Source organism: Bacteroides faecium, from assembly GCF_012113595.1.
Lineage (GTDB): Bacteria > Bacteroidota > Bacteroidia > Bacteroidales > Bacteroidaceae > Bacteroides > Bacteroides faecium.
Genome location: NZ_CP050831.1, coordinates 1,092,170 through 1,105,598, shown reverse-complemented (window position 1 = coordinate 1,105,598; position 13,429 = coordinate 1,092,170). Strand labels below are relative to the sequence as shown.

The following is a 13,429-nucleotide window of genomic DNA, read 5'->3' as shown; positions in this document are numbered from 1 at the left end:
CAATATCCTATTTAGCAAGCACCGCCACACATCAGTGATTTCACGAAGAATACCACTACTACAAGGGCGAAACCGAGTACAACAACGGTAGAGTAGATATTGGAGATGCATTTCCAACGGCTAATCCATACTTTGTTGTTCCATCCAAGTGATTGCATGGAGCTCCAGAAACCGTGAGTCAGGTGGAACCACAGCGCAAACAGCCAAACGAGGTAAAGAACTACGTAAACCGGGCAGGAGAAAGTCTGCTGGATGTGATAAGCGCCGTTAGCGGCATAAGCCAGCGTCAGCGTGTCAGCGTGCATGCCCATGTTGTGCATCAGTTCCGGCAACTGCATTTTTGCCCAGAAGTTGAAGAGGTGCAAGCCAAGGCCTACGATTACGATAATACCTAACACTAACATGTTCTGCGAAGCCCACTCTACAGTTTTAGGCTTGTCGGTCACTGCATAGCGTTCGCTACCACGCGCTCTGCGATTCTGCATTGTCAGCCAGAACGCATAGATGATGTGAATGATGAAAAGAGCAGCCAATCCTGCGGTAGCCACTAACGCATACCAGTTTGCTCCCAGGAATTCACAAATCATGTTGTAACCATCAGCCGAGATGATTGCAACCAAGTTCATCGCCATGTGAAATGTTAGAAACAGGACAAGGGCGATACCGGTAACGCTCATCACCACTTTCCTTCCTACAGATGAATTACTTAACCACATAAATGATTGAATTTAAATTATTTAATTGTTAGAACTAAAATTTCGACGTTTTACACCTCTTACGGACTGCAAAAATAGGGGAAATAGATTGATTGAGCAAGGAATTAAAGAAATAATTCCTTAATCGGCAATCTTTCCGATTTTTTCACCGCAGGCTGCCTTCTTGCGCAGCGCGCGGGGAGTGTCGCCGAAAGAGTCTTTGCAGAAGTGCGCAAAGTGGGACAGGGAATCGAATCCGTATCGGTTGCAGATTTCCGTGATGCGCATTTTTGTGTGCTGAAGGTCTTCGAGGATACCTTCCCGCTTCTTCTCCAGTATCCATTCGTATACAGGTACGCCGTAGAGATTCTTGAAAAGCCGGCGGAAAGTGGTGGTGGTATAACCGCCCAAATGTGCAAATTCTTCCACGTTTTTCACGGTGCCGTAGTTTTGCATCACGAAATAGTGGAAACTTTCCGTATAGGTACTAATCGGATAGAAGAAAGCACTTAATTGCGGCAGAGGATAAAAGTTGGTGATAAGGAAAACCAACTCCTTGCACTTCAGTTCGATGTATTTGCTGCAAGGGGATTCTTCGTTGAGAAATTCGGGCATACTGGTGATTAGATGAAAGAGCCTTTCGCTCATAACCATCGGAGTATAGGTCAGGGGAACTTCCGCCTGTTCCATCACTTCCTTGTAACGGTCCTCGCAAAGCAGAGGTAATTCGTTGAACCAGTACACAACATATTCGACATCCGTAAGTGCCAGTATTTCTATTTTTGAGCCGATAGCTTGCAGGATGAACTGTTTCTCGCGCAGTATGTTTCCCGGATATTCTTCACTATTGATAAGCAGTTCCCCTTTTATCATAAAAAGCATACAGTTTTGCGTACACTTATCCTTCGGGATATGCTCTCCCTTAGGTAAGTTCCGATGTATAAGGATGTTTTCAGTGGCTCTGGGGCACCCTTCACAGTTTGTATATTGTATGCAAAAAGAATCTCCTGGCATGAGTTTTATTTCATGAATTGTTATCTTTGGGGAACAAAGATAAGCTTTTTTGCGGAAAATGAAACTCTTTCTTATATTTATGTTTTAGTGAAAAGCTTTATATGATTGTCTTTATTATAGTGGAATGTATATTTATAACTAAATGCACGATTATATTATGAAGAACAAGAAAATTTTATTGGGTATCGCCGGCATGACTGTGTTGTCTGCCGAGGCCATCGCCCAAAAGCCTGCGAACATTATTCTTATTAACCTGGATGATGCCGGAAACGGTGATTTCTCCTGTCGAGGGGCAATCGGTTATCAGACTCCGCATATTGACTGGATGGCTGCCAACGGAATGTCGATGAATAACTTTTATGCGGTTCAGCCTATCAGCGGCGCGTCGAGGGCGGGATTGATGACGGGATGTTATCCGAACCGTATCGGGTTTGCCTATGCCTTGAATCCGGGTTCGCCTTATGGCATCAGCGAGCAGGAAGAGACGGTGGCGGAGTTGCTGCGTGACAAGGGGTATGCTACGGCTATCTTCGGAAAGTGGCATTTGGGGGATGAGAAGAAATTCCTGCCGCTTCAGCATGGTTTCGATGAATACTACGGATTGCCTTATTCGAATGATATGTGGCCTAACCATCCTCAATATAAGTTTCCCGACCTTCCTTTAATTAAAGGGAATGATATTATCGGCTATAATACCGACCAGACGCGGCTGACGACCGATTACACGAATTATGCGGTTGATTTTATTCACCGGAATGCAAACGATAAACCGTTCTTCTTGTATCTGGCACATTCGATGCCTCATGTACCGTTGGCGGTATCCGACAAGTTTAAAGGGAAGAGCAAGCAAGGATTGTATGGGGATGTGATGATGGAATTGGACTGGAGCGTGGGAGAAATCCTGCGGACTATCCGCGAAGAAGGGATTGAGGACAATACGCTGGTAATTCTCACTTCGGATAACGGTCCGTGGGCTAATTACGGCAACCATGCCGGTTCGTCCGGCGGATTGAGGGAAGCAAAGGCGAATACATTCAATGGCGGCACGCGCGTACCTTGTTTCTTCTATTGGAAAGGGAAAATCCAACCGTCCGGCGTATGTAATAGCCTGTATTCCAATATTGACATTCTGCCGACCTTGGTAGAGATTGCGGGGGCGAAAATGCCTGAAAAGAAGATAGACGGGGTGAGTATGGTGCCCACGTTGACGGTAGACCCTACGATTGCGGTGCGCAAATATCTTTGTTTCTACTATCATAAAAATTCGTTGGAAGCGATTACCGACGGGAGTTATAAACTGGTGTTCCCTCATAAATATGTGTCTTATGACAGCCAGGTGCCCGGCAATGACGGACTTCCCGGAGAATTGGGACAGGGTGAAGTCAAGGAGTGCGAACTGTATGACCTGCGACGGGATATGGGCGAGCGTGTGAATGTAATTACCCAGCATTCGGAAGTGGTACAGGATTTGATGAGGGAAGCTGACGTATGGCGTGAGGAATTGGGAGATGACCTGACCGGGCATCAGGGAAAAGCGAGAAGGGAAGCCGGCAAATCGGATAAGACTATCCAATCAGAGAAGGCTGCCAAGTCGAATAAAACAGCCAAGTCGGGCAAGGCTGCCAAATAAATTCGGAGAGTATATGATTAAAGTCAATATCTGTCGGGATACATTATCTTCACCTATATTAATTATCCTGCTAGTTTGGGGAGCTTTCTCTCTTTTCGCTGTGGATTCAATGGCATCGGTTTCCTATCGGAACTTAATACCCGAACCTGTGTCGGTAGTAGAAAAAGAAGGGGCTCCATTCATCGTGAATGAACAGACAAAGGTGCTTTATTCGGGGAATCATCCCGAATGGAAATCTGTTGCGGACTTGCTGGCTGCTTGTCTTTCGGAAAGTACCGGGTATTCGTTGGCTGTTGGAAAAACAAAGAAGTTGTTGCGCGATAATGAGATTCTTCTCATGCAGAATCTCCAGCTACCGAAAGAAGGGTTTCAACTGGAAGTCACGGAAGATAATATGGTAATTGAGGCAGCAGACCTGGCGGGAGCTTTTTATGCAGTTCAGATGTTGCGGCAGTTGTCGCTTCCGACGGTAGCAGGAGAAGTAGCCGTGCAAAGAAAGGAACTGAGTTTTCCCCCTGTGGTGTTGGAAGATTACCCTTCTCTGTCTTACAGGGGAGCCATGCTTGATGTGAGCCGTCATTTCTTCTCGGTCGCGCAGGTGAAACGCTATATCGACCTGTTGGCTTTTCACCGTCTGAATCATTTCCACTGGCATCTGACAGACGACCAGGGATGGCGGATAGAAATAAAAAAATACCCGAATCTTACGAAAGTCGGCGCATGGAGAGGGGCGGACAAATATGGCGGTTATTATACACAGGAAGAAATAAAAGACGTGGTGGCTTATGCTGCCGAAAGATTTATAACGATTATCCCGGAGATAGACATGCCCGGTCATACACAAGCGGCATTAGCGGCATATCCGCAACTGGGCTGTACGGGGAAGGCTTATGAAGTGGCTACGGAAGTGGGCGGAGTCCATAAAGATGTGATGTGTGTAGGGAATGATTTTACCTTTCCCTTTGTAAAAGATGTTTTGAAAGAAGTTGCCGGCTTATTTCCGGGACAGTTTATCCATATCGGTGGTGACGAAGTGCCCAAAGACCGTTGGAAGCAATGCGACGCTTGCCAGAAGGCAATCACGAAGCACGGATTGAAAGACATCGGTCAGCATACGGCAGAGGAGTTTCTGCAAAATACATTCAATGAAGAAATAGCCGGTTATCTGCGTGGGCTGGGAAAGCGGATGATTGGCTGGGATGAAGTGCTTTCCGATAGTTTGAGCCGGGATGTTACCATTATGTCCTGGCGCGGGCTGGGACGTGCCACGGCTGCCCTTCACAAAGGACACTCTGTGATTGTTTCCGCAGATTCCCATCTGTACCTGAATCATTATCAGACGATAAACTCGGAACAGGAACCTCGTGCGACTGGCGGACTGGTAGAAATGAAGAAAGTCTTTGAGACGCCTTTCTTCTCTCCGCAACTGACGGCGGCTGAAAAAGAAAGGGTATTGGGCGCGGAAGCTTGCCTGTGGACTTCGTTTATCAACAGTGATTCGTTACTTGATTATATGCTTCTTCCCCGCCTGTCTGCTTTTGCCGAAGCTGCGTGGTGTGAAGGAAGACGCGGCACTTTTAGCGGTTTCCTGCATCGCTTGCCTATGCTTTTAGACTGTTATACCCGGCTAGGCTATGGTTATGCCAATCACTTCTTTACAGTTTCCGCTACTTATAAATCTATTCCTACTGATAAAAGCCTTGAAATCTCAATGGAGAGTCTGCCTGATACAGAAATCTATTATACTCTGGACGGCAGCATACCTACGAAATCCGGTTCTTTGTATAAGAATCCTATCCGGGTAGACAAAAGTTGCACGTTGAAAGCTATCTCTTATTTGTCCAACGGGCTTTCCAGTGACGAACTGACAAAAGAGGTGGTCGTAAATAAAGCGACATTCCGCCCTGTCCGGTTATTGAATGCTCCTTCAGAGCGTTATCAGGGAGAGAATGGAAAGGTTTTGGTAGACGGGATTCGAAGTATAAACTTTCATAATACAGGTCTGTGGGTAGGGTATCATTCTTCTGATTTGAGTGCAGTGATAGACTTGGAGTCTTTACAGTCTATTTCTTCGGTGGAAGTTTCCGCTTTGACCGATTTGAGTGCATGGATTATGGGGCCGCAGTCTATTTCCGTATTCGTCTCTTCGGATGGAGAAAAATATGAGATGGTAGCCCGTCAGACATATGAGGCACCGACGGATGCCATGGGGGAGAAACGAAGCGAACTGAACCGTCTCTCTTTTGACACGGTATCCGCTCGTTATGTAAAAGTGGTGGCAGCGCCTTTTAAAGGGCTTCCCAAAGGACACTCCGGTGAGGGCGAACGGCCTTTCCTGTTTGTGGATGAGATAAGGGTGGATTAGTTTTTAATTGTATGGTTTGGCTCATTTCCGCACGGTTTTACTCATTACCGTACGGATATGAGCAAAACTGCGTAGTTCTGAATCATTCGATAGCGGAATACTGCGTAACTTACCTCTTTCTTAATCAATAAAGTATCATAAATTCCACTATAAGATTATTGCTATTCATCGATTTCACCTGATTCTTGAAATGCCGATGAATAAGGTTATAGCGGGTGAAAGCGAGGGGTAAAATTAGGTGAAACAGAACATTATCGGTTCCACCTTGCCTTTTCAAAATATCTCTTGAGCTAAAACCAATATCATTATAGCTAATCCGGATATCATTATAGCTAATGAAAATATGCTTATAGCAAATCCATTGTCAGGTATTAATAGATGAGCTGTCAGATATTAATAGCCTAGTTGTCAGGTGTTAATACCTTGGTTCTCATCTATTAATACTTGAATTGGTACATCTATAGATTCAACAGATTGCATCTATATACTCACCGTATTGCATCTATATATTCAGCACAGTGGCTCTATATGTCCAGCAATCGGTATAAATAAATTCAAAAGGTGAAAGCGATAATGGAAGACTTCACCTGGTTCTTCCCTACGCTTTCACCCGCTATCTCCTTATTCATCGATGTTTCAGAGATAAGGTGAAACAGGTGGAACTTATGGTTCAAAAGGTTATGTTCTACTTATGCGAATCAGTAATTGAAAACAAATTTTCATTCATTTCCGCACGGTTTAGCTCATTTCCGCATCAATCATGAATGAGCCTTTATTTATAATACTTCTCGAATAGCTCCTGCATTTCCGGATACTTTTCGTCAGTATCACCCACTTCCTTGCGAAGATTTAATAAATCCTTCTTCATCTGCTTGATGATAGAAGCGTATTTCGGGTCATTATACAAGTTGTGATTCTCGTGCGGGTCATTCTGTAAATCATAGAAATCCCATGCCGGAGTGAAATCGAAGTTTTCCGTATCGGTCATATCCAAATTCCTGGCGTAGTAGAATATAAGTTTGTATCGGTCGGAACGGATAGCGAAATGTGCCGGGCGGATAGCGTGATTCGTCCAGTAGCGGTAATAGATTTCTTTCCGCCAGTCTGCCGGAGTTTTTCCTTCGAGGTTGCCGGTGAAGCTGTGTCCTTGTACATTCTCCATTTTTACTCCGGCAAACTCGGCTAATGTCGGTGCAAAATCGACGTTGAGCACCAAGTCTTTCAGACGTTGCCCTGCGGGAACCTTTTTGGGATAGCGGATGACGAAAGGCATGCGGGCTGATTCTTCATAAAACATCCGTTTGTCGAAGAAGCCGTGTTCGCCGAGGAAATAACCCTGGTCGGAGACATAGACAACGATGGTGTTGTCGGCAATGCCCATTTCATCGAGAGTTTTCAGAAGTTTGCCGATGTTGTCGTCTATGGTAGCTCCGCAACGCATATAGTCGCGGATAAATTTCTGATAAGCTGCACGTCGGGCGGCAGTCCGTTGCATCCCTTCGGTACTGAACGGCAGTCCGGGGTAGCGGCACCACCATTTGTCCGGGTCTTTCGAGGCGGTTCTCCAGCGACGCTCCAGTTCTTCGATGGTTTGTCCGACGAAAGAACGGCCGTTGGTTTCCGGCCCCCAGTCGAGAAGGTTCTCCGGTTCGGGGAAGGTGACACCGTCATAGAGGTGCTCCATGCGCGTCGGGTAGTCGTATGGCTCGTGGGTGGCTTTGAAGTGGCAGCACATCAGGAAAGGTTCGTTGCCGTCCTGCTGCTTTATCCAGTTGATGGCTTTTTCGGTGACGAGGTCGGTGGAGAAACCGAGTACACGCTCGCCGAACCGGCGGTTGCCCGGCCACGGGTCGGTGCTTTCGATGAAAGTGGGGTCGCGGTATTCTCCCTGGTCGTAGAAGATAGAGTAATAATCGAATCCTTGCGGTTGCGACTGTATGTGCCATTTGCCGACAAGTCCGGTATTGTAGCCGTTGGCTTGCAGGGCGGTTGCCAGTGTGGGGATGGAAGTATCCAGTGAGTCGGCTAGCGTGTAAAGCCCGTTCCGGTGGCTGTATAGCCCGGTGAGGATGCTGGCGCGGCTGGGGGCGGAGATGGAGTTGGTGCAGAAACAGTTGTCGAGCACTACGCCCTCGTTTGCCAGTCGGCGGATATTGTCATTGTGGGCGTAGTCAGCCAGCACTCCGCCGTAGATACCCCATGCTTGCGAAGTGTGGTCGTCACTCAGGATAAAAAGGATATTGGGGCGCTGGGCTTTATCCTTAGAGTTTTGCTGCTGCCCCTCTTGTCCTGTGGACTGGGCACCTTGAATGTGTGTCATTGCTCCGGCTGCCAGCAGTCCGGTAAGTATCAGTTTATTCATAAATATATAAGTGTTGCATTTCGTCAAATGTGAGTTTGTGTCCGTCCTGCCACCAGCGGGAGTCGGATAAGTCGCAGAAATCTTTCTCTTCTTCCATGCGGAAGGCTAATTGTTCTTTCAAGTTATGTGCTGTCTCCTCTTGTCCGGGTAATAGATTGTGCTGTTCCAACGGGTCGTTCTGAAGGTCGAACAGTTGTTCGGTGATTGTTCCGCTTACATTATATATAAGATATTTGTAGTTTCCGCTGACAAATCCCCGTTGCAGGTTGGAATAGGCGAGAAATAAGTCGCTGCGGTGTGTGGCGGTGGAGTCTTCCAGTACGTGACAGAGGGATTGGCCCGTCATGCTTTCCGGCAGGGCAATGTTCGCCAGTTCGCAGAGTGTCGGGGCGATGTCGTGCAGATAGCACAAGGCATGGTTCTTCTTTCCTTTCTGCCCTTTGTAGGCAGGAGCGATAAGGGTGAGCGGTACTTTCACGCTGTGGTCGTAAAGATTCTGTTTGCCCAGTAATCCATGACGTCCCACTGCCAGACCGTTGTCGGAAGCAAAGACAATGATTGTATTGTCCGCTTGTCCCGTTTCCTGCAATGCCTGCATGACACGTCCTATCTGTACGTCCACTTCACTAATCATCCCGTAATAATCGGAAAGCTCTTTTTGTATCTGTTCGCCTGTCCGCGGGGCGGGTACCAGTAATTCGTCGCGCACGTCCATTTCTCCGTTGTCGAATGGATGGGCAGGCAGAAAGTTGGCAGGCAGGCTAAGACTGTCCGGAGTGTATTTCTGACCGTAAGCAGGAAGCTGGTTGCGCGGGTCGTGAGGTGACGTAAATGCGACATATGCAAGGAAAGGTTGTTTATCATCCTTCCGCGTCTGCAGAAAGCGGATAGCTGCGTCGGCATACATTTTCGATGAAAACTCTTCTCCGATAAATTTCGTCTCCTGCCCATATACGCCTGTCGAGTCGTAGCGGTGCAGGTGGGGTGAGCAATGTCCGTTCAGTTCATACGGATGCATTCCGCCGAAATAGATATTATCTCCTTCCTGGAAGGAACGGTTGAAAGACGCCATGTCCGAATGCCATTTTCCCGTGGCAAAGGTGCGGTAACCATTCCGCTTGAATTGTTGCGGGAAAGTGGTGTGCACTTCGGGAATCTTCATTCCGTCTGCCTGGATGTCGTACAATCCGCGTCCGGTCATCAGCATGGCGCGGCTCGGCATGGACAACGCTCCGCATAGGGCGCCGTTCGTGTACGTATTTGTAAAGGTGACTCCTGCGGCGATGAGGCTGTCGATAGCGGGAGTGTGCACGTCATTGTTACCTAGCGCATGGATGGAAGAAGCCTGTAAATCATCTGTCAAAATGAATAATACATTGGGATGCTTCGGGGCATTTTCCGTATTCGACTGGCATCCGGCGGCTAGTGGCGCGAGAATGAGGGAGAGGTAGCGGATATTGAATGGATGTTGGATGATTCGTTTCATATTGCCAATGATTGCATTTAAAGTTGTGTTTTTAAAAGGGTTATAATATTTTAGACGTGAATCAAGCTTGTGGAACGAATCGGGAAGAAATTCGTAAGACCGCTTAATTCACGTCTAAAGATAATGAATGTGATTTACACTATGTCATTTTTCGGCAAAAAACTTTCATTCTTCCGGGACTTGCCGTCCCGGAAGAGAAGTTATTTTACTTTGTAAAGCACTGGTCGGCTCTCCATTCTTTGACACTTCCGGAAATTAACGTTGCATGGTTGTTGTTGCCGGAGCTGTCGAAGAGGATTTCGTCTTTTCCTTCTTCGGCGGGACCTTCGTCCATTTTCCAGTAACCGACAAGGTTGGAGTTTACAGCAACCGGACCTGCCATGTTGTTCTGGATTTCGGATTGCGTAAGCGCCTTGTTCCAGAGCCGTGCCTGTCCCATCATGTGCTCGTTCTTCGTATTGGTGTTGAAGAAGGCAATGGATGTGATAGGAACAGGTACACCGCTTGCTTCAACGTCCTGTACTTTTTCTCCGTTGGCGTAGAAATGACATTTCACCTGGTCGTAGACAAGAGCCACGTGTGTCCATGTACGTTTCTGGAAGGAGAAGTTGTTGAAGAAGCCCTTGTTGTTTTCGGCTTGCGTTCCGAAGATGTTAATCTGCAACTGCTCTTTCGTAATCTGGTTGTTGGCATTACCCAAGCGGATATAGAAGGCAGAACAGTCGATGACGCACTGGTTGTTGTGGTCGAATCCGTCCATCCACAGCCAGAACTCGATAGTGAAGTTTTCTACCGAAAGCGTTTTCACGTTCTCAGATTTGAAGCCACCTAGAGTACTCATGTAAGGCGTGTATTGCGTCCAGGGCTTGTCGAGCAGCAAGAGATATTTGGAACCCAGTCTTTCTTCCGGCACACTGCCGTCTCCTACCACCCTGATGGGCAGCGCATATTTTACGCCTTCTGCCGCGTCATAGGGGCTGATAGTCACAACAGTCGGTTGGGCCATTGTCTTGCCGCTTGCGATAGTCACTTCTTTGTCGAACGAATGCTTGTCCGCCGGCAATAATGAATAGCTGGCGAGCATCTTCTCATTGTATTCGTTCAGTATGGTTTCATCCACCACCAACGTGGCGTTGACGTCTTGGGGCATGATGTCGGCGATGCGGACCGTAAAGTTCGTCACCGTTTTCTCACCTACATTGACGGGTACGCTTTTTACATTCTTGAAGGCGGCTTCGTTGATGTACATGCGGTTTCCTATCGGCTCATATTCTTCTTTGCAACCAGTGAAGGCTAGCAGAGCCAATAATCCGGCAAATAATGCATATGTTTTGTTCTTTCTCATACTCTATTATTTTTTAGCAGGGTTCATTATTTGGATAGCTTGACGCAAGTATTTGTAATTGTTGGAAAATTCGTATTCCATGTGGAACGTGCCCAGTCCCCCTTTGCGTCCTTCGGCAGGGTTCCAGTAAGCCATTCCGAGCAATGACGGCATTTCTCCGCGTTCCGGGTCGCGGAAAGTAACGCCGCCGTTGGCAGCCCAGCTTTCAAAGTTTTCCGTAACAATATAGCGTTCGGGACCTATGTGTTCTTTTATCCAGTCGAACCGTTGTTTCAGTCGGGTGGCAGAAGATGCTCCGTATGCCTGTGATACTGCATAGTCGGCATATTTCCAACCTTCTTCTGAAATAAGCTCTACGAAGCCGTCTACGATAATCAGCTTGTCCGGTCCCAGCAGCTTGCGCATTTCCTTTAACAGGGCGGTCATGTTCTCTTCCTTGTACAGCAAGTCTTTGCTGGTACATTCGTGGTCAAAGTCAATTCCGTCATAACCGTATTTGTGGATACTGTCGGCTATCGCTTTTGCGGCTTTCGGAATATTCTCCGGGATGTTCTCGAAGTTACCGGGAAGGTTCGCCATATTGTGTGAGAACAAGGTGAACGTGACACGTGTGCCCAGTACTTCCTGAACATATTTCAAGTCGTCTTTCTGGAATTGCGTCAAACTGCCGTATGACCCCCAGATAGAAACGATGTCTACACTGTCGGGAATACTTTTCAGACTGTAATATAACGAGGCTGCCCCTTGCGGCGACCAGCTTCCGAACCATCCGAATGCAAGAGGATGGTCGCTTTTCTTATATTCCCTGAGCGCTGCATAGTATTCTTCGGACAACGGTTCCGGTTCGAAGTTTTTAGTCTCCATTTCAGTCCAGTCATCGCAGCTATGTAAGTTCATAGCTATGAGCATCACAAATAAAAAGTAGAATATCTTTTTCATATTGTTTTTTCTTTAGTAATTCATCCGTTTAATTTTTCTTAGCCCACCATAAATCGGTAGCGTCCGTGTCTTGTCCGTTCGATAAGAAGGAACAAGCTTCTGTCACATTGGCTTCATTACTGCTGTATTCGTCTTCCGAGAAACGCAGGCGGCGTTGCTGGCGTTCTTTGGTGACACCTTGCGTTGAAAGGTTGTCGTGTGCGGGGAATACAGCCGGGTATCCGGTACGGCGGAAGTCTGCCCATGTTTCGTTTCCAATCGGGAAGTTGGCAATCATCTTCTGTGTCAGGATACGCTGCAGGTTGTCTTCGTCTGCGTTGGGGCCCGTTTTATCCCAGGCTACCGGTAGTTTGCACGGATTGGTGTAGTTGTAGGCAGAGTTCAGCGGACAGGCGTAGTCTGCCGGCACGTTCGTGGTGTTGGCGATGTATGCATCGGCACCGGATACGCCGCGTTCGTTGAATGACAGGCGGATACCTTCTTTGTAGAAATCCTCAGCCGTTCCACCCATGTTCCACTTCTTCAATGCGCCTTCAGCACGTAGGAAAGCGACTTCGGCTGCGTTGAATATCAGCATCGGGGTTTTCGTCTCCACTTTGACGGTGGAATAGGCGGAGAACATACTGGTAGTGATGCCTTGTATGCCGGAACGTACGCCGATATAGTCATACTCACTGGATACGGACGATTTCGTAAAGTAAGATTCGCAGCGCGGGTCTTTATAACCGTTCATGAAGGAGACGATACAGGCGTTGGCACGGACTTCGCCCCATGAGTTCACACTGGCAAGACCATTCTTGTAGTTCGTAGCGGAGATGTCGTCGTAAGCGTCGCAGTCGTTGCTGTCCATCACTCCGTATGGATGCGATACGGCTTCTTCTGCTCTCTTCTGGGCATATTCGGGCACTGCGTTGCTGATGCGGATAGCGATACGCAACTTCAGGGAATTGGCAAATTTAATCCATTTTTTATAATCTCCCTTGTAGATACGGTCTTCCGTGGTCAGCTCGTTGAATGACGGGTCGGTGTTCATCAATGCGGTAAGTACGCCGATGCTGTAATCAAGGTCGTCTATCATCGCTTTCCAGGCAGTCTCTTCGTTGTCGTACGCTACGGAATATTGTCCGCTTTCCACTTTTGAGTAAGGAAGCGGGCCTTGCATGGTGGCTATAATCTGCATGATGTGTACACGCATGATTTTAGCTAATGCATAGTAGTGTCCCGACGCTTCGCTGAAACGTTCGATGGAGAAATAGTTGGGGTAGAAGTTCTTGAAATACCAGTCGACAGACCATTTATTCCAGTTGTCGTCTACATTATAGGTATAGAAATGCTGCGACCGGCTCCAACTGCTGGAAGGAGTCAGCATGCCACCGAACGGGCCTGCCCAGAAAGTGATGTTACGTTGGGCGGGGTTCTCTTCGGTAGAAGACATACATGTGATAAGCTGTGCAAAGAGCAGACGGGAGTTCAGCGTAGGCGGCTGATATGGATTGGAGTTGAAGTCCTCGAATTTTCCCGTACAATTGCACATGAGTACTACCAATAGTACCGAACATATTACTTGGGTTACTTTTTTCATAATTCTTTTCT

Annotated in this window: 9 protein-coding genes; 2 read left to right on the top strand and 7 right to left on the bottom strand. The window is 47.4% G+C overall.

Features of this window, described 5'->3' with window-relative positions; translation table 11 throughout:
- Positions 1-11 precede the first annotated feature (11 nt).
- Entirely contained in the window at positions 12-716 is a 705-nt protein-coding gene (locus tag BacF7301_RS04045; RefSeq protein ID WP_167960455.1) for a succinate dehydrogenase/fumarate reductase cytochrome b subunit, read from the bottom strand.
- A gap of 120 nt (positions 717-836) precedes the next feature.
- Positions 837-1,709, bottom strand: coding sequence for a helix-turn-helix domain-containing protein (locus BacF7301_RS04040; protein WP_167960453.1), 873 nt, complete (start codon positions 1,707-1,709; stop codon positions 837-839).
- Positions 1,710-1,866: 157 nt separating this feature from the next.
- Here BacF7301_RS04040 and BacF7301_RS04035 point away from each other — a divergent pair, with 157 nt between their 5' ends.
- Both BacF7301_RS04035 and BacF7301_RS04030 read left to right on the top strand, forming a co-directional pair.
- Positions 1,867-3,339: a sulfatase family protein gene (locus BacF7301_RS04035; protein ID WP_167960451.1), complete on the top strand. Its 1,473-nt coding sequence runs from the start codon at positions 1,867-1,869 to the stop codon at positions 3,337-3,339.
- Between the two features lie 13 nt (positions 3,340-3,352).
- Complete coding sequence (locus BacF7301_RS04030) at positions 3,353-5,704, top strand: glycoside hydrolase family 20 protein (RefSeq protein WP_167960449.1); 2,352 nt, start codon at positions 3,353-3,355, stop codon at positions 5,702-5,704.
- A 772-nt stretch (positions 5,705-6,476) separates the two neighbouring features.
- Here the strand turns inward: BacF7301_RS04030 and BacF7301_RS04025 are convergent.
- The 5 genes from BacF7301_RS04025 to BacF7301_RS04005 all read right to left on the bottom strand — a co-directional run bounded on the left by BacF7301_RS04025 (position 6,477) and on the right by BacF7301_RS04005 (position 13,418).
- Positions 6,477-8,066, bottom strand: coding sequence for a sulfatase family protein (locus BacF7301_RS04025; RefSeq protein WP_167960447.1), 1,590 nt, complete (start codon positions 8,064-8,066; stop codon positions 6,477-6,479).
- Positions 8,059-9,552: a sulfatase family protein gene (locus BacF7301_RS04020; protein WP_167960445.1), complete on the bottom strand. Its 1,494-nt coding sequence runs from the start codon at positions 9,550-9,552 to the stop codon at positions 8,059-8,061. The genes BacF7301_RS04025 and BacF7301_RS04020 overlap by 8 nt, the downstream gene beginning before the upstream one ends.
- Before the next feature lie 205 nt (positions 9,553-9,757).
- Positions 9,758-10,897: a DUF1735 and LamG domain-containing protein gene (locus tag BacF7301_RS04015; protein ID WP_167960443.1), complete on the bottom strand. Its 1,140-nt coding sequence runs from the start codon at positions 10,895-10,897 to the stop codon at positions 9,758-9,760.
- Positions 10,898-10,903: 6 nt separating this feature from the next.
- Positions 10,904-11,836 (bottom strand): glycoside hydrolase family 18, encoded by a 933-nt coding sequence (locus tag BacF7301_RS04010; RefSeq protein ID WP_167960441.1) that lies wholly within the window; start codon positions 11,834-11,836, stop codon positions 10,904-10,906.
- A gap of 28 nt (positions 11,837-11,864) precedes the next feature.
- Entirely contained in the window at positions 11,865-13,418 is a 1,554-nt protein-coding gene (locus tag BacF7301_RS04005) for a SusD/RagB family nutrient-binding outer membrane lipoprotein (protein ID WP_167960439.1), read from the bottom strand.
- Positions 13,419-13,429: the final 11 nt, after the last annotated feature.